Raw genomic sequence first — 23409 nt, 5'->3', positions numbered from 1 at the left:
CCCAAGCGATGAATACTTTGAATACAATAACAAATTGTTTTATTCTAAATCAGACATTGCTATAGCATGATATCCAGCGTCAACATGGACTACTTCAGCAGTTATACCAGAAGCTAAATCAGAGCAAAGGAAAGCAGCAGTATTGCCTACTTCTGCTGCAGTAACATTCCGTTTCATTGGTGTAGTATTGGCGTAGGCAGCTTGCATTTTACGAAAATCTTTAATACCTGCAGCAGCTAGGGTTTTAATAGGCCCGGCAGAGATAGCATTGACGCGTAATCCACGTGGTCCTAAGCTTGCTGCCAAATATCGCACTGAAGCTTCTAAGCTCGCTTTGGCAATACCCATGACGTTATAGTTAGGAATTGCTTTTTCAGCGCCATAATAACTCAGTGTCAGAATTGCTCCTTGTGAATCTTGCATCAAGGGTAAAGCTGCCTTAGCAAGACCAATTAAACTATAGGCACTGATATCATGAGCGATGTGAAAACCTTGACGATGCACACAATCCACAAAATCACCACTAATTTGATCGGCTGGTGCAAAAGCAACTGAATGAATAAGAATGTCTAATTGATTCCAGTGACGGCCCAATTGCTCAAAAACTGCTTGAATATCCAAATCATTGGCTACATCACAAGGAAAGGTCAAATTGGAGTTAAACTCCGCTGCCATCGTTTCAACACGACTTTGTAACTTTTCATTTTGATAAGTAAACGCCAATTCAGCACCTTGCTCATGAAATGCTTTAGCAATTCCGTAAGCAATAGAGCGATTGCTTGCTAGTCCAACAATTAATGCTTTTTTTCCTTGTAAAAACCCCATCTTAATCTCCTCTAACCGTCTAAGTGTTTCGCCAGTAATTCACGCATTTTCGCCTGGATCATATCAATAGCGATACGATTTTCTCCTCCTCGTGGAACAATGAGATCTGCATAGCGACTGGAGGGTTCAATGAATTGTAGATACATTGGCCTGACTGTCGTCTCATACTGATGAACAACAGATTCAAAAGATCGTTGACGCTCAACGACATCACGCTTTAAGCGACGGGTTAAGCAAACATCTAGAGGCGTTGACATAAAAATACGAATATCCATTATTTCGCGTAATTGCTTGTCAGTAAATAATAAAATACCTTCCAAAACAATAATTGCATGTTGCCCAACACGACGAGTTTCTGTCAATCGTAGGTGTTTGGAATGCGAATAGATAGGAATCTCAACGGATTCACCTTGTCGTAATTTACGCAAATGCTCGCACAGTAGGGCATGATCAAATGCATCAGGATGATCGTAGTTAATTTTTTCTCGTTCAGCGAAGGGTAGATGGCTATTGTCTTTATAATAGGCATCCTCTGATATGACAACCACTTGCTCAGAGCCTAATTCATTGACAATCGTATTTGCTAGAAGACTTTTTCCGGAGGCTGACGGGCCAGAAATTCCGATAATAATTGCTTGTTTGTTCATGACGCCACTATTCAAAATTTTGTGCAAATGTTAAGGCTTTATGACAATAAATTCAATTTGTTTCTTTTAAGAAGAACATATAGAGCTCCTTCGCCACCATCTCGAGCTAAGGCACTGTGAAATGCTAACACCTGCGAAAATTGTGGTAACCAGTGATTAACTAAATTTTTTAAGACAGGCGTCTCGCCTTGGCGACTTCCTTTTCCATGAATGATTAAAAGGCTACGATGGGCTAAATTGGTTTGCTGTGTAATAAATTTAATTAAAGATTCCCTAGCTGCCTCTGTCTTTTGACCATGCAGATCTAATCTCGCCTCCCAAGGAATTAACCCCATTTTGAGCTCGCGTAGGCGTTTACTTGGAATACTATGACTAGAGTAAGATAAAATTGTTTGCGCTTGGACTTCGTTGGTGTAGTAATCCGAAAGATAAATTGTCGGTATATCCTGCCTTGGAATCGACTCCCTTTTGTGGATTTTGGTTACCTTGGGGGGAGTGGATAATTGAATTTTATTGGTTTTCTGCAGTGGTTTTACGCCACTCATCATCTTACGAAACAAGGCTTTGTCTTCGTCAGACAAAGAATCATCAGACATACGGATATAAAATCGAAACAAGAATATTAAAATTATAATGTATTTATTAGGGTAAACGCAGGTATTGGGCAAAATAAACCTAAGTTTACGGGTTGCGAGAGGGCTAACCTAGGCTTGGCCAAGGCTAACTTAGGCAATTAAAGTGAGGACAAAATCTCTAAGTTAGCGTACAATTTGTGATAATTATGTTCGTTACATTAACACCTTTAAAGTTGTGTCTATCAACTAGCACATTTTAATAGTACAAGGCAATTTATGACTGACTCTTATGCGACAATGACTACTCATTTTGAAACAATTATTGATTTTCTTCGTTTTGGTATAAGCCAAGCCTATGCCTCTAATCTTTATTATGGCCATGGGACTGATAATGCTTGGGATGATATACTTGCATTGATCCTTGATAGTCTATCTTTACCTATAGATTGCGATCCAATGCTTTTACAAGCTCGCTTGACCCCCGCAGAAAAGCAAACTCTGGTGTATCGTTTATCGCGACGAATTATCGATAAAGTTCCTGTCCCTTATTTGACGAATGAAGCCTATTTCTGTGATTTAGCGTTTTATGTGGATGAGCGTGTTTTAATTCCGCGCTCGCCAATTGCTGAATTGATTCAACAACAATTTTCTCCTTGGTTAGAAGCAGAGAGGGTAGAGCGAATTTTGGATCTCTGTACAGGTAGTGCTTGCATTGCAATTGCCTGCATTGATGCCTTTCCGAATGCCCATGTTGATGCGGTCGATATTTCTGCAGATGCTTTAGAAGTTGCTGAAATTAATCGAGAGCGTCACGGTGTACAAGAGGTATTGACTCTGCTTGAATCCGATTGCTGGTCGAATGTACCGAAAGAACGTTACGATTTAATTGTTAGCAATCCACCCTATGTTGGTGCAGAGGAAATGCAAACTTTACCTGAAGAGTATCTTTATGAGCCACGACTTGCTTTAGAAACAGAGAATAATGGCTTGGCAATTGTTGAAAAAATTCTTGCAAACGCCCATGATTATCTGACAGAAGATGGTATTTTGGTAGTTGAAGTGGGTAATAGCGATGAAGCACTGGCTAATGCTTTTCCGCAAATCCCTTTTACGTGGCTTGATTTTGAGCATGGTGGTCATGGTGTATTCTTACTGACTCGTCAACAATTGGAAGCCTATTTTGCATCTGCAGGTAATTAAATGAGTGGAAACACATTCGGAAAATTGTTTACCGTAACAACTTTTGGTGAAAGTCATGGTCCCGCTTTAGGTTGTATAGTAGACGGTTGTCCTCCAGGATTAGCCTTATCAGCCGAAGATATTCAACCTTTTCTTGATAAACGCAAACCTGGACAATCAAAATACACAACACAAAGACGAGAAGAAGATAAAGTTGAAATTCTTTCAGGTGTATTTGAAGGATTAACAACAGGCACTCCCATCGCTTTATTGATTCAGAACAGTGATCAACGCTCCAGTGATTATGAAGCGATAAAGACTATTTTTCGCCCGGGACATGCCGATTTTACCTATCATCATAAATATGGTCACCGCGACTATCGCGGCGGAGGACGTTCCTCTGCTCGCGAAACAGCAGCGAGGGTCGCTGCGGGTGCAATTGCACGCCTTTATTTACAACGTGTTTTAGGTATAGAAATTCTTGGTTATTTGCAGCAAATGGGGTCGCTTGTTCTTGATTTTGTTGATGAAAAAGAAATAAACAATAATTCCTTCTTTTGTCCCAATCAGCATCAAATCCAAGTCTTGGCCGACACTATTGATCAATTGCGTCGCCAAGGTGATTCGGTGGGTGCTCGTGTGACGGTAATGGCACGCGGAGTACCTATCGGACTGGGCGATCCGGTTTTTGATAAATTGGATGCCATGTTAGCTTATGCCATGATGTCAATTAATGCCGTAAAAGGTGTGGAAATTGGTGCTGGGTTCGCTTCAATAAGCCAATTGGGTAGCGAACATCGAGATGAGATGACGCAAAAAGGTTTTCTCAGTAATCATGCTGGTGGCGTACTCGGAGGCATCTCCACAGGACAACCCCTCGTTGTCAGTATGGCTTTAAAACCTACGTCGAGTATCATTAAACCAGGTAAATCAATGAATACCGAAGGTGAAGAAGTTAGCGTAGTAACGAAAGGACGTCACGATCCCTGTGTGGGTATTCGTGCTGTTCCTATAGCCGAAGCCATGATGGCTTTGGTGTTAATTGATCATTATTTGCGGGATAAAGCACAGAATAAATGACGTGCCTAATTTTTTTTGAAATGATAATAATTTGGTTCCTAATTTGAGGTAGTGATGAGTAGACGACTTAATATTGCAATTGTGGGTGCAACTGGTGCAGTGGGAGAAGCACTGCTTACCGTTTTGGAAGAGCGTGATTTTCCAGTTGATAAGCTTTATCCTCTTGCAAGTCATCGTTCAATAGGTAAGACGGTTATCTTTAACAATCGCAATTTAGATGTGCTTGACCTCGCTACCTTTGATTTTAGCCAGGTGGATATTGCATTATTTTCTGCAGGGGGCTTGGTCTCTAAAGAGTATGCACCCATCGCTGCTAAGGCCGGCTGTGTTGTTGTGGATAACACTTCATTTTTTCGTAATGAAAAAGATATTCCCCTTGTGGTCCCAGAGGTCAATCCACATCGCATCGCTGATTATAAAAATCGCGGAATTATCGCTAATCCGAATTGTTCAACCATCCAAATGGTTGTCGCGTTAAAACCGCTGCATGATGCAGTAGGTATTAGCCGCATCAATGTTGCAACCTATCAAGCGGTTTCAGGAACGGGTAAGAAAGCGATCACCGAATTAGTGACTCAAGTAGGCGAGTTATTGAATGGTCGAGCAGCAAAGGCTGAGGTTTATCCTCAACAAATTGCGTTTAACGTTATACCACATATTGATGAGTTTCAAGAGAATGGTTACACCCGTGAAGAAATGAAAATGGTGTGGGAAACTAAAAAAATTATGGAAGATGAGTCGATTCTTATAAATCCAACTACAGTTCGTGTGCCTGTCCTTTATGGCCATTCTGAAGCGATTCACCTGGAGCTGAAAGCACCGATGTCGGTCGAAGAAGCCCGTAAGCTATTATCAAAGGCCCCAGGCATTAAGTTAATTGATAATACATCTAAATTACAATATCCAACACCTCTTACCCATGCAGTTGGTCGTGATGAAGTATTTGTTGGACGCATTAGAAAGGATATTTCTCACCCTAATGGCTTAAATTTATGGGTTGTCGCCGATAATATTCGTAAAGGGGCAGCGACAAATGCTGTACAAATTGCAGAAATTCTGCAACGAGAGTATTTATAATTTATAATTAAACGTATGAGCGAATTTAGTAAAAGAGACATTGATTTTCCAACCCGATTATCTGGTAATAATCGGGGCGGTTCCATTTTGAAAGATGAAACCTGGGAAATGGAAAATAAACGACGTGAAGCGGAAAAAACAGGTCATCGTAAATTGGGTGCAAAAGTTCATGATCGTGAGCATTATGAACCACAAGCAGGGCAAGAACAAAATTTTCAAGAAACCATTCAGAGCCATCCGCTCTTAGATAATCCTTATTTTGACGGAATTGCAGATAATGAAAATCCGAGGGGTGATCCTGAAGCATTGATAAAAGCCCAAAATGCTAGAAATGAACAAGAGTTGCAACATCGTATGAAATTAGGGCTTCAACCAAAATTAAGCTCAGCGCCTGAATATAAGCCTTAGGACCGCTAAATGACTATTGCCAATGATATTATCAGCTCACGCATGCCTGATTTTGACCATTATCTACGTCAAGGTGAATCTTTAGACGATATTGATGAATATGGTTTTACACCACTTGTTGAATGCGCAATTGCTCGTCAAACCGACATCGCTGAGCAATTATTGTTGCGTGGCGTTGATGTGAATAAAGGGGATATGACAGGAAGGACACCACTTCACTGGGCAGCTGATAACAATGACATTGAGTTAGCGCGATTGTTATTAAATCATGGGGCTAATCCTAATGCTTACACGACTTCTGGTCTTTCTATTTTAGTTTATCCTGTCTTAAGGGGAAATGATAATCTCAAGCATTTACTCTATCAACATGGAGCAAGACTTGATTTTGCTCTCGATTTTATTAATGGCAAATTGATAGGGCATCGCTATGAATTAACGGGCCATGTCGATATCGCTAATGCTGAAAATGAGTTTGTCGAGCTCAATTATGAAGGCTTTATGCTTGAATTTACTGTGGCTGTGGTTAAAGATTCTCTGCGTCGCTTTATAAGCAGTTATTCCACACGTCATTTAAGAGAGTATTTTCCGTTTATTTATCCCATCATGGATGCTTTCTCTGTCGCAGGCGAGTTATTAAAATTACAACATAATTTCTATTTGAATTTAAATGATAAGCATAAAGCCAAGCTTGCAAGTCTATTAGCACAATCACCCATGTTAATTTTACCAGCAGCGAGTCGTGGCCATGCTCTTGGTTTTCTGCGTTATAAAAACTGGTGGGTCAAAATAGATCGAGGTGAAAATAGTTTAAAGGAAGGAACGGTTAATATTTATCGTATCTCGCGCCCTGATGCCCTTAATCTTAATTTTTTACTCGAATTTCTTTATAAAAAACAGCCTCGTAGTTATTTTCATGAAACGATCAATAAAAAATTAGGCTTAGTACCTGTCGCTAAAATGCCTATCAGTGCACAGATTACAGGTAACTGCTCTTGGGCTAATATACAAGCCATTGTACCGGTCGGTTATGCTTTACAACAACTCGATTTAACTGGCGAATTTTCTACTCAAGCCTCTATCGATCTTTATAACACCTGGGTTGAATGGGATAAGGATCGCGCCCTGGATGAGTGTATCCAGCGGTTTTATCTAGCCAATTACGTACGTAAAGCAAGTTTTGTAGCCATGCTGGGCGCAATACTTTTTCAAGCTTGTGATTATAGTAATGCTCACCACGTAGAGCGTGCTGAGAAAATTCTTACCATTCTCACTCTGCCGGAATATTATTATATTTTGGAGAGTTATTTAGAGGCCTACTGTACTAAGCGCTTAACTCGTCGAGGCAATAACTTACTTAAGCTTCTTGATGATTGTGGGGTCAATCCAAATATTGGTATTACGCCAATAGCAACGGGTTTAAAAGAATCGGAGTAGGACTCCCTCCCGCGAAGAGGGGTAAATCGGGTTGTCTATCTACTTGCCTGCGAAAGAAGTTCAATAAATAGTATGATTTCCTTCGGGGGGAGGGGATAGAACAAAGGTCTGAGAAAAAATTGCTGCAGAACTCTCAGAGTCCAAACAAGTAATTGTTAACCTTCAAGATCGAATTATTCGCTAAATAAGGCTTAGCCTGACGGCTATGGGCCAATGTCCAATACCAATCTGCGAATCCCCATGGCTTGATACCATGGGGATTCGCAGCAGGTTTCGAGCTATGAATTATTCTTTATTCACTGATTCCTTTTTTTTATTGGAATCAGGTTTTAAAGGCACGACACGACCTGTGGCTTGTTGACCCGGTTGATTTCTGCGTCGTTGTGGATTACCACTGGTATTATTACGCTGTTGGTTTCCTGAGCGGCGACGACGGTTAGATTGATTCGACTGACGTTTTTCCCCACTTGCACCTTGGTTTGTTTGACGATGCGGTTGAGGGCTGCGAGTACTTCTCTCCTGGGAGGTAGGCGTATCAGTAGGTGCCGATGAGGAGGTAGATGCTTCCGAAATACTACCGAACAAACTAGACCATAGACGCTTAATGAAACTATTGTGTTGCGTTTTTGCTGGTTGTTGTCCAGAAAAACCCTTCACTGCAGGCTCATCATGCTTAGTAGCTTCCTGATCGGAGCGAGTTACCGTAAGTTCCGGTTGCTGAATCAGCGTGTAGCTGGGTTTCTTATTTTTTCCAACATTGTCTTCTTTTAAACGTATAATGTTGTATTGTGGTGGATGCATGTAAGGATTAGCAATGATTAGTACCTGCACATTATGACGCTTCTCGATATTTAGAATAAATTCTCTTTTTTCGTTGATGATGAAAGTAGCCAATTCAACTGGCAATTGCACTTGCACCTCAGCGGTTTTTTCTTTTAAGGCTTCTTCTTCAATAAGCCTAGTGATTGATAAACCATGCGATTGAATATTTCTTACAGTACCGCGCCCTTCACAGCGTGGGCATACTTCTTGTGCATTTTCACCCAGTGAAAGACGTAGGCGCTGACGTGACATTTCAAGCAAGCCAAAGCGAGATATACGGCCCACTTGGATGCGCGCTCTATCGGCTTTAAGAGCCTCTTTCAAGCGATTTTCAACATCGCGTTGATTTTTGCTAGAGCTCATATCAATAAAATCAATGACAACCAGACCACCTAGGTCTCGTAAACGTAATTGACGAGCAATTTCATCGGCTGCTTCAAGATTAGTGTTTAAAGCAGTTGTTTCAATGTCTGCACCGCTGGTTGCTTTAGCGGAGTTGATATCAATTGAAATTAATGCCTCCGTACGGTCAATCACTAATGCGCCACCAGAAGGAAGCAGGACTTCACGTTGGTAAGCGGTTTCAATTTGACTTTCAATTTGATAGAAATTAAATAAGGGTATTGTGTTGTTGTAGAGTTTTAAGTTGGGTAGAAAATCAGGCTTTACCTGCTCAATGTATTGTTTCGCTTTAACATAAGAAACTTGGTCATCGATGATAATTTCATCAATGGATTTGCGCAGATTATCGCGAATAGAGCGAATAATAACGTCGCCTTCTTGATGAATCAAGCAAGGGGCAAGTTGAGTATTATAAGCTTGACGAATGGCTTGCCACTGATTGCACAACATATCAAGGTCAGCCTGCAACTCATCTATATTTTTGCCGACACCTGCGGTGCGAATAATAAGACCCATACCATCAGGTAACTGCAATGCATTTAAAGTTTCTTTAAGCTCATCTCGATCATCGCCTTCGATACGACGGGAAATGCCACCAGAATTTGGATTATTAGGCATTAAAACGAGGTAACAGCCTGCTAAGGTGATATAGGTAGTGAGCGCCGCGCCTTTATTTCCTCGTTCCTCTTTATCAACTTGAATAAGTAATTCTTGGCCTTCACGAATTAAACTAGTAATAGGTGGCTTATCATCACCAAAGTCATCAGGATTTCTACTGAGGTATTCTGGTGCGATTTCTTTAAGTGGTAGAAAACCTTGGCGTTTGGCACCATATTCAACAAAAACAGCATCTAGACTCGGTTCACGGCGCGTTACTAGTGCTTTATAAATATTCCCTTTCTTTTTGACCTCTGAAGGACATTCAATGTCCAGGTCATACAAATCATTATCTTTTACCAGCGCAACTCGAACCTCTTCGGTTTGAGTCGCATTTATTAACATTTTTTCCATTATTTACCCCATAAAAGGGCGCTATACACTCAAGCAAAGATAGTATAAGGCTATCTATTTAGTGTTTTGAGGCTAGGTTTTGCTTGAGCCAGATTTTGGCCTGAAGCTTCACTGGAAAATTTCCAAGAGCTTAATGTAGCAATAAACCCATATCTCATTTGTAACTATTGTCAATTTAAACTTAGGTAAGCTGACAACAATCCCTCAATAACAAAAAATATCCACTTTAAGCAACACCCAAGACCATAAAGACAGACCGCACGCATGGTACCGGTAAATATAGCGGCGCATACTGGGTAGGATACATCTGTAATAACTGATTTCGTGATAAATAAGGTGTAATGGTTGTTTCATGCATATGAAACCCCCTCTTGCCTAAAATCTGCAAAATAAGTGGTGACTGATGTAAGGCATGTCTGACATGCGTGGGTATCTGATATATTCGTTTTCAATTTAGCTCTGGTATTGGGTTGCTTCCTTATATCATACACTTAAGGGGAAGCGCGTTTGGTTTGTTTTCTACTCTACTAAATTATAGCCTCAAATAAGCGCTTTTCATCGAAAGAACTGTAACGCTAGGAGAAATACTAGGTTCCAGTGCTTGAAAATCTCTTATTTAAAGCTCATGCTAGCGAGCAAATAACAGAACCCCAACATTTGGTCGAATTGCTTTCGACCGATAAACTTTTTCTTTGTTTATGCGTTATAATTCGGTCGTGTGATAATTTTCACACGATTCTGAATAGTAACAAAAAAAAACAGCTACAGCAAATAGGTTTGTACAATGAGTGACGTACGTTACACTGAAATCAGTGCCGAAGAAGAAGGGCAACGCCTTGATAATTACTTGATGCGAATTTTGAAAGGTGTCCCTAAAAGCCATATTTATCGCATAATACGCGCAGGCGAGGTACGTATTAATAAAAAAAGAGCACAAGTCTCTTCACGATTAGTTAAAGGGGATTGTGTACGCATACCACCGGTACGCACCGCTCAAGAAAAAGAGATTCATGTGGGTGCAAAATTGGAGCAGCGTCTGCGAGATAGTGTTATTTTTGAGGACTCTAGTCTATTAGTGATCAATAAACCTGCTGGAATTGCAGTCCATGGAGGTAGTGGTTTGAGTTTAGGGGTCATTGAAGCGGTTCGTAAAACCCGCGATGATTTGTCCTATATTGAGCTTGTTCATCGTTTGGATAAAGAAACTTCAGGTTGTTTATTGCTGGCAAAAAAGCGCAGTATGTTACGTGCGATTCAAGCCTTGTTAGAGGCTCGAGAAGTCAATAAAATGTATTGGGCATTATTGCATCATCCATGGCTGGGCAAAAAAACTATTGTGGTTGATGCTGCACTCGAAAAAAACATTCTTAAGTCAGGTGAGCGTATTGTTGTAGTGAATGAAGAGGGTAAATCATCGCAGACACGCTTTAAGCTACTCGAAAATTACCAGCAGGCCTGTTGGGTCGAGGCATCACCTAAAACGGGGCGTACCCATCAAATCAGAGTGCATAGTGCCCATTTAGGCCATGCGATTGTAGGTGATGAAAAATATGGAAAACCGGAGCCAATCGAAGGTTTGGAAGCAAAATCGCGACTATATTTGCATGCTAGGGCAATTCAATTTAACCTGAACGGAAAAAATTATCTGTTCGAAGCAAACTTAGACGAACGGTTTGCCGAAACACTGAAAAGATTACGTGCAAGGAGTTTGTTGACTCATGGGTAAACCATATCGTTTGGTGGTATTTGATTGGGAAGGGACCTTAGGCGATATCCTAGGACAAATTTTAAATAGTGTATCCACCGAAGCTAAACGGTTACAATTTGGTGAATTAGATGAACAGCTAGCTCGTCAGTCGGTAGGGCTTGGCTTGGTTCTCGCTTTGAAAAAATCATTCCCACACTTGAATGAAGAACAACAAGAGCAGCTTTTGCTGGCGGTACATCAATCTTTAGTTTCCCGAACAACTGAAGTCTATTTGATTCCAGGCGCACGAGAAATTGCTGAGCGTTTGCAGCACGCAGGTATCGATATAGGAATTGCCACCAATAAAGGGCATCAATCCTTACAACGAGTTTTGCAAGCAAGTGGATTAGATCAATTGTTCAAGGTGACTCGTTCCGCTGGTCAGACTCCTGCAAAGCCTTGTCCACAAATGCTGGAGGAAATTATGGACACTTATGGAGTGAACGCAAAAGAGACTTTAATGGTGGGTGATTCAGTGAGCGATATCGAAATGGCAAAAAGCATTGCTGTGGATGCAATTGGGGTGGACTTTTATCATCAACAAGAAGCTGCACTCCTTAATGCAGGTGCTTTGGCCGTTTTTGATGACTATCAGCAACTTGCTAAGTATTTACAATTGGATTAAAGGGGATTTTAGTGACTAAGATAACCAATTTACCCAATTTATTGACTTTGATGCGTATCGCATTAATACCTATTTTTATTATTGTTTTTTATCTCCCATTTTCTTGGGCGCATGGTTTCGCTGCTGCTATTTTTGCTTTGGCTAGTTTTACTGATTGGTTAGATGGTTATTTAGCCCGTAAACTGGAGCAAATGTCGCTTTTTGGTGCTTTTTTAGACCCTGTAGCGGATAAGTTATTAGTAGCCTGTAGCTTACTCCTTTTGGTTGGCGCGAAGAATGTGGAATACATTACTATTCCAGCAATTGTCATTGTAGGGCGTGAAATTGTTATTTCGGCTTTGCGAGAATGGATGGCAGAAATTGGAAGCCGTGCAAGTGTTACAGTCAGCTATATTGGCAAGATAAAAACAACATTGCAGATGTCAGCGCTTTTTTTACTCATCGCTTTCTCACCTTCAGAGTCTTGGTGGGGTGTTTTTGGGTTTATTATGCTTTACGTGGCAGCGATTTTAACGATTTGGTCAATGATTATTTACCTTAGTATTGCTTGGCCACAGTTGATGAAAAAAGGGCATGCGATAAGTTAATTTTTTTAATTTTTATTTGTTGACAGCAGTTTAAATTTCGGTAGAATTGCACCCCGTAGAGACGCGGGAATAGCTCAGTTGGTAGAGCACAACCTTGCCAAGGTTGGGGTCGCGAGTTCGAGTCTCGTTTCCCGCTCCAAATTAAAGCGACGACAGTCGCTTTTTTTTTAGCGAGTTACTATAGGCTAGGCCCATAGAATTCCTAGTAGTAGCTCAAATCAATTATCGACCCCCTAAAACAGGCGCGTCGAGTGTAGATTGAGTGATTTACGACGGTTCGGGAAAACTGAACTGCTAGTCTTATAGTTTGGCTGTGTGGCAGAGTGGTTATGCAGCGGCCTGCAAAGCCGTGTACGCCGGTTCGATTCCGGCCTCAGCCTCCAAGATTTGCCCAGGTGGCGAAACAGGTAGACGCAAGGGACTTAAAATCCCTCGGGAGTTAAATCCCGTGCCGGTTCGATTCCGGCCCTGGGCACCATTAATTGTTCGCAAGTATCAAATTACAACCTAATCACATTAACTCACTACCCCTTTTATTTCAGCTTGGGCGCTAATTTAAATATTGCTTTGCAATGAAGTCTCATAAAGGGTAATTATTCGAGTATAATACTGCCTTCCCTGTTTTTATAATTAATCCATGCCACACTTCATTATTGGTAATTTCGGTAATCATTCTTTAGCTGTTATGCAGGCTTTGGTTGAAAGAGATTTGGCTGAGCTTCATTTTGTATGCGTTAATACTGGTTGGGCAGCCACTTCCTGGCCTGAACGAGTGTTGGCTTGTTCTGATTATGCAAGTAGTCAGGGGGTAAAGGTTCATTTACTGGATGCTCAAGCAAGTTTTTCTGAAATGGTTAAGGATCGTAAACAGTTTCCTAGTCATAAGTTTCAATGGTGTGCTAGTTTTTTGAAAGGGCTAACTATACTAAATTTTTTGGATGAATCTGATCCTTCTTGTGAAGCGCTCATCGTATCCGGCAAGCGCAGATGTGATTCTCGTCGTTATGCCAATTTGCAAGAGTTTGAGAAAGAGGAGGAGTTATATCAAGGCAGAACAATTTGGCACCCGCTTTGGCTAATGAATAATCAGGAATTTGCTGAGTTAATCAAAAGAACCGGGTTTAAACCTCTTCCTCACCAAAGTTTAGAATGTAGTCCCTGCATTCACACCCAAACAATCGAATTAACTTACCTTGATGAGCAGTCTATAACGCGACTAGAGACGCTTGAGCAGGCGATTGGGAAGTCAATGTATAAAGATCCTATCCGTGTCCAATATGCAGCCGCAAAAGATTCTGAGCGTTTAGATAGCTTAGATTTACAGCAGTTTGATCGGGGGTGTGGTGCTGCTTGGGGGTGTGGAGAATGAGATACTGTTGTTATTGTGATATTTTATTTCAGAAAGAGCAATATTGAAAATCTCATTCCTTGACGGCTTAGTTGGCTCTCTCCTGATTTTTTTCGTCGAAGTCTAGCGCAAGCGAGTGAGGTGAAATTTTATTCTTCTCTTGGGGAGCGACTCATCAAATTAGTCACTGCTTGTTGAGGAGTAATTTTTCCTTGTAAAAGACTGTTAACTTGCGAGCAAATAGGCATTTCAACTGCAAATTGCTCTGCTAAATGACATATTTGTGCCGCATTATGTTTGCCTTCTACAACTTGCCCGATTTGTTTCTCTGCATCGATTAGATTCGTGCCTTGGCCTAGCTGGATACCAAATCGTCGGTTACGAGATTGATTGTCGGTGCAGGTGAGTACTAGATCGCCAAGACCAGCCAAACCCATAAATGTTTCTTCGCGTGCTCCCATTTTAGTACCCAAACGCCTCATTTCAGCTATGCCTCGGGTGATTAAAGCCGCTTTTGCATTGGCCCCATAGCCTAAACCGTCACTAATACCACAGGCAATGGCTAATACATTTTTTACTGCCCCGCATAATTGCACACCTATAACATCATTACTCAAATAAACACGAATATTGTCATGATGCAGCAACGTTCTTATTGTTTTTTGATAGATAGGATTATTTGAAGCCAAGGTGAGTGCAGTGGGTAAAAAGTTAGCTACTTCTTGGGCAAAAGAAGGGCCAGAAATGACCGCCAAAGGGAAGGTTTCTCCCCATTGTTCTGCGACCAAGTGACTAAGCAAGCGATGACTATCTGGGTCGACTCCCTTTGTGAGCCAGGCAATGCCGTGTTTGGGTTTATCTAATTGTCGCAACAAACTCGCAAAAGCATGAGAGGGTACTGCGATAATTGTCTCCGTGGCTTCAGTGAAGCATTGCTTGAGTTCATTCGTTGGGACAAGTAAATCTGGAAAAGGAATAGAGGGTAGATAACGTTGATTAGAACGTAGTTTAATCATTTCTTCAACATGCTGGGGATTGTGTGCCCATAGCATAACTTGACTACCATTTTTAGCTAAATGGATAGCAACAGCAGTGCCCCAAGAGCCGGCACCAAGTATGGCAACCGTTGATTTTTTCATGGTTTAAGTACTCAGCCCCACCTAGGAATGGCCATATCTGACTCACTTTCGAGCAAAAACAGCCATTCGTGAAAACATTACACTCCTCGAGTTAGAGCTTCGTGGTTTAGTGTGTTGTTGATTCTGTCTCTACTTGCTTACCTTTTTGTTTCTCTTCAAGTTGCTGCATGTAGAGCGCATCAAAGTTAATCGGAGCTAGCACTAATTGTGGGAAGCTACCACGAATAACCTGAGCAGTAACCGTTTCGCGCGCATAAGGGAAAAGAATGCTGGGGCAGAAACTGCCTAGTAAATGATCGAGTTGTTCAGATGGAGCGCCTTGAATAGTAAAAATACCAGCTTGTTTGACTTCGGCTAAAAATGCGACGGCATTTTGGTTTTTTACTGTAGCAGTGACCGTTAAAACTACTTCATATACACCCTTTTCTAACTCAACATGTTGAGTGTTTAAATCTAAAGATAATTCAGGTTCCCATTGTTGTTGGAAAACCGCAGGAGTATTTGGAGTCTCAAAAGAAGAATCTTTAACATAAATGCGTTGGATCATAAATTGCGCTTCATCTTGTTGAGGAGCATTGACTTGTTCTGACATTTTTTTTCCTATTTTTGTAAAAGTTCATCTAATAGCCCTTTACTTTCTAGGGCGTACATATCATCACAACCGCCAATGTGTTGGTCGTTTATGAATATTTGTGGCACGGTATGTCTTCCACTTTTGGCTATCATTTCATCGCGTTTACTAGGCTCTTCATCGACACGAATATCAGTATACTGTACGCCTTTTTTTTCCAGCAGCGCTTTAGCTGAGTGGCAATAAGGACAATAACCAGTACTGTACATAATTACTGTGGCCATATTCTATTTTCCTTTTACTAAGGGTAATTCAGCAGTTTGCCAAGCGGCTATTCCGCCGGCTAAAACCATGAATTTTGAAAAACCCTCTGTTTGTAATTTAGCTGCGAGTTGCGCAGATTGCAAACCGCGAGCACAAACTAATATTAGCGTTTTCGCTTTATACTTATCCATGCGTTGTTGAGAAAAATCATCGGGAGTAGCGCGTACTGCATCAATGATATGGCCATTACGGAAAGCATCTACCTCACGTAAATCGACTACCACAGCATTTTCATGGTTGATTAAATTGACTGCTGTTTGAGGAGATATTTCTTTTGCTCTTTTTTTACGAGAGAGAAGTTCATTGATGAAAATTAACAATAAAATCACGACTAAGGCGAGCCAAAGTCCCCAATGATTAGTAATAAATTGGCTTATATATCCCATATTTTACCCGGTAAGCTAGCTACAAAAAATGAATTATCCTTAGAATGGTGTTTCAACGCAAGTTATCAACCTCTATACACTTAATATTTTTCCTAGGCTGATTAATCATTCTCTGGGACAAGGGGAGATGGATAATTTTTCCGGCAGTGTCACCATTCCACCGCAGGCATTGTTTAATTCTTCTTGGGTTAAACCGTAGGAATTACGCAAGTCAGCATTAGTAAAATTGGTGTTTTGAAAGACGACTTGATTAAACCAGGCATGTTGTAGATTGGCTCCGGCGAAATTAGTCATAATGAGATTTGTCTTATCAAATTTACTAAAGGTTAAATTAGTATTTGCTAATTTGGCTTGCGTTAAATTTGCCTCCTTAAAATTGACGTATTGTAAATTTGCTGAATTCAAATTGGCGTCAATTAAATTTGCTTGAGATAAGTCTGCATTTCGCAAATTAGCTTTGACTAAATTGGCTCCTTGTAAATTAGCATTTGAAAAATTGATATTACGTAAATCACGGCCTTCGAGATTGGCGTTTTTTAGGTTTGCCCCCACTAAATAACCCTGTGAATTAAAAGGATTATTTGGATTAATGATATCTTGTTTGTTCAGTAGTCGCGAGAGCTGTAACTTTGAGGAAATCTTGCCAATATTAATCAAAGGCAAAGCTAAGATGAGATAAATTAATCCGATCACAAAGGCCATAATCGTATTCGCATTTTTTATCATAGATAGCCAAGGTTTAGAACTAAAGAAAATGGCTAAGCTATACCAAAAGTGGTAGGCAAAAATAAATGCAAGTAATAGAAATAATAGAAAAACTTGCGGTTTAAAACCATAATTCTGTATTTCAAGAAGGGGGAATTTCAAAATATAAAAACTATAAATTGTGATAAGAATAAATGATGCATAGACGACAATAGAAAACCAGCGTGGATAGGGTGACTGGGTAGAGCTAGCTTGAAAAATTCCATTAAACAAGAGAATGTTAATGATGCTTAAACCGACAATAACTAGCCAAAAATCGGCGAAATCTTTGTGTGCAAAGGGTAGGATTAACAAGAAACTTAAACTAATGACGACGAAAATTGGATAAAGGAATTGACAAAAAGCCAATAAAATATTGCGTAATTTAGTTAAAATATCTTCAAAATGATACAAGATAGCCATTGCGACACCAAAGAAAAGAGGAGGCAAGATATAGGTGAATGGTTTACTAAAAACTAGGTTACTTATTATAGTAATATTCAACAATTCGAATAACTTCGCTGCCAAAATAAATAAGCCCCAAGTTAAAGAAACAAGTAGCTTCGCAAAAAATAGTTTTAAAAGTATTTGCCAAGATTCACTAAATAAACTGGAATAGGGAAAATGGAAATCTCCCTCTTCAACAATCACACAATAAAAAACAAAAAAGATAAAAAGACTTACACCACATTGGACAGCTAAAAGAAAGGCAAGAAAACCGCTCGAAGTTTGTAACGTTTCCATAAGATGATAGGCAGCAAAACCGTAAATGAGCCCCATTAAAATAAGAATCGTCAGACCCAGGAAAAGGGTTTTTTTAGAAGGTAATTTTATTTGCAAAGCGAGCAAAGGGAAGGTGAAAACAATAAGAGCGCAGACAGTACCTGCTATAGAAAGATGAGCCTTTGTGATTATAAAATAAGCAGCTACCCCTTGGATTAATCCAAGCAACGGCCTTAAAAAAGTAATCATCTTTTCTTCCTGTTGAACTTGCAATTCTATTGTAAGCGCTCAGTTTTTGCTGACCTGGGCGATTACAATTTATTCCATTATCTCATCTTACCCATGATTCTTTTGCCATCGCTTGTAAACGTCTTATTCGTTCTTCAGTGGGTGGGTGAGTAGAAAATAATTGGGTCAATTTTTCTGCGCTTAACGGATTAACAATAAACATATGGGCGGTATTTGGGTGTTCATCTGCTGCTTGGAATTGGCCTTGCTGATTGGCTTCTTCGAGTTTTGCTAACGCACTAGCTAACCACAAGGGGTTCCCACACAGTTTAGCACCACTGGCATCGGCATCAAACTCACAAGAGCGTGAGACAGCCATCTGAATCAGTCCTGCTGCTATAGGTCCAAGAATGGTCATTAATAATGCACCGATGGGATTAACGCGATCGTCTGAATCTGATGAGCGGCCTATTGAAGTCCACATGAAAATATTGGCTAAAGAACTAATAGCTCCGGCAAGAGTGGCTGTCACAGCACTAATAAGGGTGTCTCGATGAATGACATGTGACATTTCATGAGCAAGCACCCCAGCTAATTCTTCTTCATTCATACGATTTAAGATACCTGTAGTCACTGCGATACTCGCATGCTCGGGATTACGACCAGTGGCAAAGGCATTCGGCACAGGTGTTTCAACATAATAGACTTTGGGCATTGGAATTTGTGCTTTTTTTGTTAATTGAGCAATGATGTTGTAAACAGGGTGGCTTTCATCCAATGGTTGTGCTTGATAGGCGCGCAATACGATTTGGTCAGAATACCAGTAGGCGCTAAAGTTCATAAAAACAGCTAAAGCGAGCGCTATGAGCAGCCCGATGTGTCCTCCTAACAAATTACCAATAATAAGAAGCAAGGCTGTCAGGGCCGCTAAAAGAACGAAGGTTTTTGCTTTGTTTTCCATAACCTACTCTTGGATTTTAGACCCTTATTGTTTAAAAGTAGCCAGAAGCGAGGTTAATTGCAAGATGACTTTTTAACTTCCTTAGCTTTTCACCTCAAATTCGTGCAGAACTTCCATAAGTGGTTGCCCAACCGCTGCAGAAGGCTGTTTGATAGTCAAGAGAGCCGCTAAAGTAGGTGCGATATCGGTGGTGTTCACCGCATGATAAATACGTTGTGCTTTAAACTTAGGATTGACGAATAATAAAGGGACGTAGCTATCATATTGCCAGGGTGTACCATGAGCGACGCGTTGTTCGCTTTTATCAGCCAATGCTTGATAAGGTGGCGGCACTAAATACAGATCGCCAGAACGCTCAGGAAATGCCATTTTATCGACCTTAGCACTTAACCAGTCGCGTTCAATATTGGTTAAAGGCAGGGAATAAGCTTGGAAAATGCCAGGTTGTTGCCGCAAAACATCAGCTAAGTAAGCACTCACTTCATGAACTGATAATTGCCGTTCATGAATTAATTGATGATTAAGATAAATGTAGGGTAATGAGATTGCTTGCAAGGTATTCGCAGCTAAGTGATAACGTTTAGCTAAGGTATCTTCGATGATGGTTTGCAGTTGCGCTGTTTTTAAAGAATGATTTTGGCGAATTTGATGAGCAGCTAAGTAAGCTTGCGAATCACTGACCCCATGATCAGCGGTAAGTACGATCAAAGTATTTTCCAGTCCAACCTGTTGCTGAAGAGCGGCTAATAATTTTGCCAAGGTTTTGTCCAAGCGTAATAAATTATCTTCTGATTCAAGGCTATTCGGTCCAAACTGATGTCCTATTCCATCGACAGCTGAAAAGCTGATGGCTAAATAATCAGTTTTATCCTTAGTTTTACCCAAATTTTCTTGTGTTAATAAGGTAATGGCAAAATCGGCGGTTAATTCATCGGCTAAGGGGCTTATGGATAAAAATTTGAAATACTCGGCACTGCCCGGAGTCCCCAAATGATGAGGGAAGTTTTGTCCAAAGCCAGGAAAGCGATTGATGAAGCGTGGGGCTTTGGCAAAATGATAACTATCCACTTGTTGGCTTAGATTCCAAGTCTCATCTTTGGTTTCATAGCGTTTATTCCATTCGATTGCCCATTGAGGATAAGAGGAATAATAGTGCTGACTGGTAACAAAACCACCATTTTCTTTATCAAACCAAAATGCTTTACCTGCATGACCTGCCAAGGTAATGGCAGAACGATCTTTTAAAGATACGGCGAAAGCACGACCTGCCTGTGCTAAGACTAGCTCGTCACTCAAAGTGGAGGCCATTAGTTGGCGAGGAGAGCGTCCTTCCAGCATTTTTTGCGTGCGGGCTGTCGGTAAGATCGCACTTTTTTCATCTTCGACACAATAAAGGCTTTTAGCTATTTTTTTATCATACCAATCATTATTAACGATGCCATGTAATGCAGGGTATGAACCCGTTGCAATGGTCGCATGCCCCACACAGGTTACCGTATTGGCATGAGGATGATGGGCATTATGGTAGTCAAGCGCGTGGGCTAACAAGTAATTAAATCCATTTTTGCCAAACTCATGGCGATATTGATTGATTAAATCGCCACGTAATTGATCAATGACCAGTTGAACGACGAGTTTAGGCGGATTAGCGAATGATATAGAAGAGAAAAACAATACGATTAAAAACAGCCCTTTTTTCATCTTGATCTCTTAACGAAAAAATTAATGTGTGCATCCTAAATGAGTTTCAGTTGAGCGTAAATAGCAAAAAAGCAATTTAAAACGGGAAAAATGATTTTAAATAATTCAGATTGATTTTTATGCGATGCTCTAACATTGCTCAAACGATTTTTTTTTAGTCTAATCATGAGCTTTCTAATTGGTTAATTAGTTTAAAGAAAATCCATGACGAATTAATTTAATTAGTTTACACTGAGTCCTCGATGTACTTTATCAACCTATTTCATGGAGTCTAAGGAGAGAAAAGATGGGTGATTTTGTTATTAGGCCGTATAGTGAACAACTTAACGGATCTGTACCTAAAGAAGGACAGCTTCGTAATCCAGGGTTTGTGCATGCTATTGAAGATTTAAGAAGAAAACATGGGAAGGTTCTTACTGTTGAAGAATTACCTCCTCACCGTAAATACCAAGCTCAATTTTTAAATCGAATAACTGAGCTATTTCTCGAAGCTGAAACTGAAAAGTTAATGGAGCTGCTTTGTGAATCTGATCGCGATGCAGTCAATAAACTTACAGAACAAGAACAACAGCAGGAGTTACTAAGGGGGATAATCTTCACCAGTCTTAGTACGCTGGTAGCTGCAGAAATCGCAACTGGCAATAGTGAAAGCATTATGGATCCTAGGCATGTCGAAGGGGCAAGTACTACCTACAAAGGGGGTTACATAGGGGACGGAAGTGAATTTTTCCGTGGATTACTCGCGAGTTCTGGCCGTACTAAAGAGAATGAGATGAGCCATGAGCGGATGCAAACCTTTATGCAAACTGCGAAGAATTTTATTGAATCTTATGTTTATGTTCCACACGAACATATGGATAAGCAATCCACTCAAGGATTTAGGGAAAAGCATGCGTTTTCTGATATTCAAGATCTCGATGTAAGTGCCTATCTTAAGTTAAGTTCTAACATAATCCTTGAAGCTTCGCTTGGGATTGTTGAGCGAAATGTGGCTAAACAGGCAGAAGACCTAAAAGCTCGAAAGGAAGAAGAGCTGAAGCGTGCTAAAGAGGAACATGAAGCACAATTGGCAAGAGTAAAAGAAGAGAAGAAAAAAGAACGCGAAATGCAAAAACTGGAAGATGCGAAAAAAGGTGGGTCATCATGGGGCTTAACTGATTACCTTTCTTCTTTTGGCATTTATACCACTCCTAAACCTGCCCCAACTGCTGCGTCAACTACCGACCCGAGCAATAGGCAAGACAATGCTGAGCCTGCACCTGGTGCTACTCTAAACTAATTGCTAAATGCCTTAGTGTCCTCATCCCGTATTAGCATTGTTAATACGGGGCTATTCAAAGGATTCTACTGGATAACCAACCATCGCCCATTCAGCAATCCCGCCATCGATCGAATACACTTCTTGATAACCCATATTAAGTAAACAATTTGCAGCATAGAGAGAACGTACTCCCGCTTTGCAATGTAAATAAATAGGTCTATCTCGTTCCGGGATTAGCGCCTCGATGTTAGCCGGTAATTCATCCTTGGGAATATGCAAAGCACCTGGGATACGTAGGGCTTGCCACTCATGTGATTCTCGTACATCAATCAAACATAGGTTCAGGTTTGCATCACGTCGTTTTTTTAATTCATGGACATCGATGGTATTGATTTTAGCTTCTCTCATAATGATTCTCTCTGAGCATAGGTCTGGTAAGAGTGGAATGGTGAATAAACCAATAAATTGCAGCAGTAACTACCCCGCCAAGCAGCGTAGCAAAAGCCCAGGTTCCTGCAGATACTAAGGCAGGGCGTTGGCCTAATTGATAAAGGTTTCCTGCATCACGTGCTACAGCGCCGGCAAAAAGGACATGCAGAATTGCATTAATAAGTACTAATAAATAATGAAAGGTCTGAATTTGATTATCATATTGTTGAATATAGTCGGTTAGCATGTCCTATGCGCCCTGAATTGTTTTTGATTGCCGCCATGATAACAGAAAAAGTGCAGAAAGCACGCAGGCAATCGCTAGGCTCTGTAACGAACTGGGTTTCTCGTGAAAAATAACAAATCCCCAAAATAAACCGGTTAAAGCGACAATTCCACCCGTCAAACTATAAAAAACCGGGCCGGCTAGATTGACTAATTTGAAGAAAAGTAAGTAGCCGATACTTGAAAGGGCAATTTCTAAGAGTACAACTCGCTCAACAGGCGTAAAAGACAAAGTAAGCGGGTAGAAGGCATGTTGCTGGATTACCAGCGGAGTGAGTAATAAAGAGGCGCTAAGTAACATGCCACTCGCTGATTGCAAAACGTTTAAAGTCGATGGCTGTTTCGCAGTGATGTAAATTGAGCAGAACGCAAAGGCTAAAGGGCTGATTAAGGCAAGTAAAGTCCAACCTGAGACTAAGTCTTGGTTGGTTGGAGAAATAATTAACCAAATACCAGTCATACCTAATAAAAGAGCAAGAATGCGCCAGCTATCGAAACGTTCCTGACCTGCTATTAACGCCATGGGATAAACCAGTAGAGGTACGGTATTCACCAATACGGCAAGAAGGCCTGCTGGAATATGGCTGGCGATGAAATACATATTCGTATTGGGAATGGCAATACCGACTAAACCACAGACGAGAAAATAGATCCAATATTGTGGTTGAAACAGGGGGCAGGATTGCTTACTGAGACAGAAGAGGGTTAATAATAAAGCGGGTCCGAGTGATTGCCAAAAAGCATAGCCTAAAGGAGGTACGCCATTAGTCATTGCAAATTTGGCGAGTGTATATCCTGAACCCCAGATAAATCCTAGTACAATTAAAATAATTAAGGCGAGCACGGTTTTGGCGTTATTCACAGTTTAGTCTCAATTAGAGCCACGAAGA

General features: G+C 40.7%; 24 protein-coding genes and 3 tRNA genes. 13 read left to right on the top strand and 14 right to left on the bottom strand.

All coding sequences use genetic code 11. The annotated features are described in order from the left end of the window. Positions 1 to 39: 39 nt before the first annotated feature. From Ldro_RS11785 to Ldro_RS11775, 3 genes are read right to left on the bottom strand one after another with little or no spacing between them, the layout of a single operon-like run. On the bottom strand, positions 40 to 825 hold the full coding sequence (locus tag Ldro_RS11785; protein ID WP_058496607.1) for an enoyl-ACP reductase FabI: 786 nt from the start codon (positions 823 to 825) through the stop codon (positions 40 to 42). Between the two features lie 11 nt (positions 826 to 836). Next, on the bottom strand, positions 837 to 1472 hold the full coding sequence (gene udk / locus Ldro_RS11780; RefSeq protein ID WP_058496606.1) for a uridine kinase: 636 nt from the start codon (positions 1470 to 1472) through the stop codon (positions 837 to 839). Between the two features lie 38 nt (positions 1473 to 1510). After that, positions 1511 to 2068 carry a Smr/MutS family protein gene (locus tag Ldro_RS11775; RefSeq protein WP_058496605.1) on the bottom strand — a complete coding sequence of 186 codons (558 nt, stop codon included), beginning with the start codon at positions 2066 to 2068 and terminating at the stop codon, positions 1511 to 1513. A 255-nt stretch (positions 2069 to 2323) separates the two neighbouring features. On the opposite strand from Ldro_RS11775, the gene prmB reads away from it, so the two are divergent. From prmB to ankH, 5 genes are read left to right on the top strand one after another with little or no spacing between them, the layout of a single operon-like run. Continuing rightward, positions 2324 to 3247, top strand: a complete 924-nt coding sequence (gene prmB / locus Ldro_RS11770) for a 50S ribosomal protein L3 N(5)-glutamine methyltransferase (protein ID WP_058496604.1) — start codon at positions 2324 to 2326, stop codon at positions 3245 to 3247. Beyond that, the gene (gene aroC / locus Ldro_RS11765; RefSeq protein ID WP_058496603.1) at positions 3248 to 4306 is read left to right on the top strand and encodes a chorismate synthase; all 1059 of its coding nucleotides are present in this window, start codon (positions 3248 to 3250) and stop codon (positions 4304 to 4306) included. 54 nt (positions 4307 to 4360) lie between these two features. Continuing rightward, complete coding sequence (locus tag Ldro_RS11760) at positions 4361 to 5383, top strand: aspartate-semialdehyde dehydrogenase (RefSeq protein WP_058496602.1); 1023 nt, start codon at positions 4361 to 4363, stop codon at positions 5381 to 5383. A 15-nt stretch (positions 5384 to 5398) separates the two neighbouring features. Beyond that, positions 5399 to 5791 (top strand): hypothetical protein, encoded by a 393-nt coding sequence (locus tag Ldro_RS11755; protein WP_058496601.1) that lies wholly within the window; start codon positions 5399 to 5401, stop codon positions 5789 to 5791. 9 nt (positions 5792 to 5800) lie between these two features. Beyond that, the gene (ankH, locus tag Ldro_RS11750; RefSeq protein ID WP_058496600.1) at positions 5801 to 7225 is read left to right on the top strand and encodes a Dot/Icm T4SS effector AnkH/LegA3; all 1425 of its coding nucleotides are present in this window, start codon (positions 5801 to 5803) and stop codon (positions 7223 to 7225) included. A gap of 285 nt (positions 7226 to 7510) precedes the next feature. On the opposite strand, the gene Ldro_RS11745 is transcribed toward ankH, so the two are convergent. Next, the gene (locus Ldro_RS11745; protein WP_058496599.1) at positions 7511 to 9460 is read right to left on the bottom strand and encodes an Rne/Rng family ribonuclease; all 1950 of its coding nucleotides are present in this window, start codon (positions 9458 to 9460) and stop codon (positions 7511 to 7513) included. Between the two features lie 784 nt (positions 9461 to 10244). Between Ldro_RS11745 and Ldro_RS11735 the strand changes: the two genes are divergently transcribed. The 7 genes from Ldro_RS11735 (at position 10245) to Ldro_RS11705 (ending at position 13788) form a co-directional block, all read left to right on the top strand. Continuing rightward, positions 10245 to 11186: an RluA family pseudouridine synthase gene (locus Ldro_RS11735; protein WP_058496597.1), complete on the top strand. Its 942-nt coding sequence runs from the start codon at positions 10245 to 10247 to the stop codon at positions 11184 to 11186. Next, on the top strand, positions 11179 to 11832 hold the full coding sequence (locus tag Ldro_RS11730) for an HAD family hydrolase (RefSeq protein ID WP_058496596.1): 654 nt from the start codon (positions 11179 to 11181) through the stop codon (positions 11830 to 11832). The genes Ldro_RS11735 and Ldro_RS11730 overlap by 8 nt, the downstream gene beginning before the upstream one ends. Before the next feature lie 11 nt (positions 11833 to 11843). After that, a complete protein-coding gene (gene pgsA, locus Ldro_RS11725; RefSeq protein WP_058496595.1) occupies positions 11844 to 12419 on the top strand; it encodes a CDP-diacylglycerol--glycerol-3-phosphate 3-phosphatidyltransferase in 576 nt (191 codons plus the stop codon). A 63-nt stretch (positions 12420 to 12482) separates the two neighbouring features. Next, positions 12483 to 12558 (top strand) — tRNA-Gly (locus Ldro_RS11720). A gap of 170 nt (positions 12559 to 12728) precedes the next feature. Beyond that, positions 12729 to 12802 (top strand) — tRNA-Cys (locus tag Ldro_RS11715). A gap of 6 nt (positions 12803 to 12808) precedes the next feature. Then, positions 12809 to 12897 (top strand) — tRNA-Leu (locus tag Ldro_RS11710). A 159-nt stretch (positions 12898 to 13056) separates the two neighbouring features. Then, positions 13057 to 13788, top strand: coding sequence for a phosphoadenosine phosphosulfate reductase domain-containing protein (locus tag Ldro_RS11705; RefSeq protein ID WP_083497956.1), 732 nt, complete (start codon positions 13057 to 13059; stop codon positions 13786 to 13788). Between the two features lie 128 nt (positions 13789 to 13916). Here Ldro_RS11705 and Ldro_RS11700 read toward each other — a convergent pair whose 3' ends face one another. The 7 genes from Ldro_RS11700 to Ldro_RS11670 all read right to left on the bottom strand — a co-directional run bounded on the left by Ldro_RS11700 (position 13917) and on the right by Ldro_RS11670 (position 20544). Beyond that, positions 13917 to 14906, bottom strand: a complete 990-nt coding sequence (locus Ldro_RS11700; RefSeq protein WP_058496593.1) for an NAD(P)H-dependent glycerol-3-phosphate dehydrogenase — start codon at positions 14904 to 14906, stop codon at positions 13917 to 13919. Positions 14907 to 15012: 106 nt separating this feature from the next. After that, the gene (gene secB, locus Ldro_RS11695) at positions 15013 to 15498 is read right to left on the bottom strand and encodes a protein-export chaperone SecB (RefSeq protein ID WP_058496592.1); all 486 of its coding nucleotides are present in this window, start codon (positions 15496 to 15498) and stop codon (positions 15013 to 15015) included. Positions 15499 to 15506: 8 nt separating this feature from the next. After that, positions 15507 to 15761 (bottom strand): glutaredoxin 3, encoded by a 255-nt coding sequence (grxC, locus tag Ldro_RS11690; protein ID WP_058496591.1) that lies wholly within the window; start codon positions 15759 to 15761, stop codon positions 15507 to 15509. A 3-nt stretch (positions 15762 to 15764) separates the two neighbouring features. Beyond that, on the bottom strand, positions 15765 to 16187 hold the full coding sequence (locus Ldro_RS11685; RefSeq protein ID WP_058496590.1) for a rhodanese-like domain-containing protein: 423 nt from the start codon (positions 16185 to 16187) through the stop codon (positions 15765 to 15767). Positions 16188 to 16292: 105 nt separating this feature from the next. After that, on the bottom strand, positions 16293 to 17903 hold the full coding sequence (locus tag Ldro_RS11680) for a pentapeptide repeat-containing protein (RefSeq protein ID WP_058496589.1): 1611 nt from the start codon (positions 17901 to 17903) through the stop codon (positions 16293 to 16295). A gap of 82 nt (positions 17904 to 17985) precedes the next feature. Then, complete coding sequence (gene htpX, locus Ldro_RS11675) at positions 17986 to 18843, bottom strand: zinc metalloprotease HtpX (protein ID WP_058496588.1); 858 nt, start codon at positions 18841 to 18843, stop codon at positions 17986 to 17988. 81 nt (positions 18844 to 18924) lie between these two features. Then, positions 18925 to 20544: an alkaline phosphatase family protein gene (locus Ldro_RS11670; protein WP_058496587.1), complete on the bottom strand. Its 1620-nt coding sequence runs from the start codon at positions 20542 to 20544 to the stop codon at positions 18925 to 18927. Positions 20545 to 20830: 286 nt separating this feature from the next. Between Ldro_RS11670 and Ldro_RS11665 the strand changes: the two genes are divergently transcribed. After that, positions 20831 to 21823, top strand: a complete 993-nt coding sequence (locus tag Ldro_RS11665) for a hypothetical protein (RefSeq protein WP_058496586.1) — start codon at positions 20831 to 20833, stop codon at positions 21821 to 21823. 51 nt (positions 21824 to 21874) lie between these two features. Here the strand turns inward: Ldro_RS11665 and Ldro_RS11660 are convergent, their stop codons facing one another. The 3 genes from Ldro_RS11660 to Ldro_RS11650 are packed head-to-tail and all read right to left on the bottom strand — an operon-like array spanning position 21875 to position 23381. Next, positions 21875 to 22213, bottom strand: a complete 339-nt coding sequence (locus Ldro_RS11660) for a rhodanese-like domain-containing protein (RefSeq protein WP_058496585.1) — start codon at positions 22211 to 22213, stop codon at positions 21875 to 21877. Then, positions 22200 to 22481 carry a hypothetical protein gene (locus Ldro_RS11655; protein ID WP_058496584.1) on the bottom strand — a complete coding sequence of 94 codons (282 nt, stop codon included), beginning with the start codon at positions 22479 to 22481 and terminating at the stop codon, positions 22200 to 22202. The genes Ldro_RS11660 and Ldro_RS11655 overlap by 14 nt, the downstream gene beginning before the upstream one ends. Positions 22482 to 22484: 3 nt before the next feature. After that, entirely contained in the window at positions 22485 to 23381 is an 897-nt protein-coding gene (locus tag Ldro_RS11650; RefSeq protein ID WP_058496583.1) for a DMT family transporter, read from the bottom strand. Positions 23382 to 23409: the final 28 nt, after the last annotated feature.

This window comes from Legionella drozanskii LLAP-1, assembly GCF_001467585.1.
GTDB lineage: Bacteria > Pseudomonadota > Gammaproteobacteria > Legionellales > Legionellaceae > Tatlockia > Tatlockia drozanskii.
Note: the sequence above shows the minus strand (reverse complement) of the source record. Positions and strands in the feature narration are given on the sequence as shown.

Coding starts and splice junctions, on each gene's coding strand:
- htpX (WP_058496588.1), bottom strand. CDS start 18,843: ATGGAAAACAAAGCAAAAACCTTCGTTCTTTTAGCGGCCCTGACAGCC.
- ankH (WP_058496600.1), top strand. CDS start 5,801: ATGACTATTGCCAATGATATTATCAGCTCACGCATGCCTGATTTTGAC.
- udk (WP_058496606.1), bottom strand. CDS start 1,472: ATGAACAAACAAGCAATTATTATCGGAATTTCTGGCCCGTCAGCCTCC.
- Ldro_RS11775 (WP_058496605.1), bottom strand. CDS start 2,068: ATGTCTGATGATTCTTTGTCTGACGAAGACAAAGCCTTGTTTCGTAAG.
- Ldro_RS11730 (WP_058496596.1), top strand. CDS start 11,179: ATGGGTAAACCATATCGTTTGGTGGTATTTGATTGGGAAGGGACCTTA.
- Ldro_RS11655 (WP_058496584.1), bottom strand. CDS start 22,481: ATGCTAACCGACTATATTCAACAATATGATAATCAAATTCAGACCTTT.
- Ldro_RS11685 (WP_058496590.1), bottom strand. CDS start 16,187: ATGGGATATATAAGCCAATTTATTACTAATCATTGGGGACTTTGGCTC.
- Ldro_RS11700 (WP_058496593.1), bottom strand. CDS start 14,906: ATGAAAAAATCAACGGTTGCCATACTTGGTGCCGGCTCTTGGGGCACT.
- aroC (WP_058496603.1), top strand. CDS start 3,248: ATGAGTGGAAACACATTCGGAAAATTGTTTACCGTAACAACTTTTGGT.
- Ldro_RS11680 (WP_058496589.1), bottom strand. CDS start 17,903: ATGATTACTTTTTTAAGGCCGTTGCTTGGATTAATCCAAGGGGTAGCT.
- Ldro_RS11745 (WP_058496599.1), bottom strand. CDS start 9,460: ATGGAAAAAATGTTAATAAATGCGACTCAAACCGAAGAGGTTCGAGTT.
- Ldro_RS11660 (WP_058496585.1), bottom strand. CDS start 22,213: ATGAGAGAAGCTAAAATCAATACCATCGATGTCCATGAATTAAAAAAA.
- Ldro_RS11670 (WP_058496587.1), bottom strand. CDS start 20,544: ATGAAAAAAGGGCTGTTTTTAATCGTATTGTTTTTCTCTTCTATATCA.
- grxC (WP_058496591.1), bottom strand. CDS start 15,761: ATGGCCACAGTAATTATGTACAGTACTGGTTATTGTCCTTATTGCCAC.
- secB (WP_058496592.1), bottom strand. CDS start 15,498: ATGTCAGAACAAGTCAATGCTCCTCAACAAGATGAAGCGCAATTTATG.
- Ldro_RS11735 (WP_058496597.1), top strand. CDS start 10,245: ATGAGTGACGTACGTTACACTGAAATCAGTGCCGAAGAAGAAGGGCAA.
- Ldro_RS11665 (WP_058496586.1), top strand. CDS start 20,831: ATGGGTGATTTTGTTATTAGGCCGTATAGTGAACAACTTAACGGATCT.
- prmB (WP_058496604.1), top strand. CDS start 2,324: ATGACTGACTCTTATGCGACAATGACTACTCATTTTGAAACAATTATT.
- Ldro_RS11760 (WP_058496602.1), top strand. CDS start 4,361: ATGAGTAGACGACTTAATATTGCAATTGTGGGTGCAACTGGTGCAGTG.
- Ldro_RS11705 (WP_083497956.1), top strand. CDS start 13,057: ATGCCACACTTCATTATTGGTAATTTCGGTAATCATTCTTTAGCTGTT.
- Ldro_RS11785 (WP_058496607.1), bottom strand. CDS start 825: ATGGGGTTTTTACAAGGAAAAAAAGCATTAATTGTTGGACTAGCAAGC.
- Ldro_RS11755 (WP_058496601.1), top strand. CDS start 5,399: ATGAGCGAATTTAGTAAAAGAGACATTGATTTTCCAACCCGATTATCT.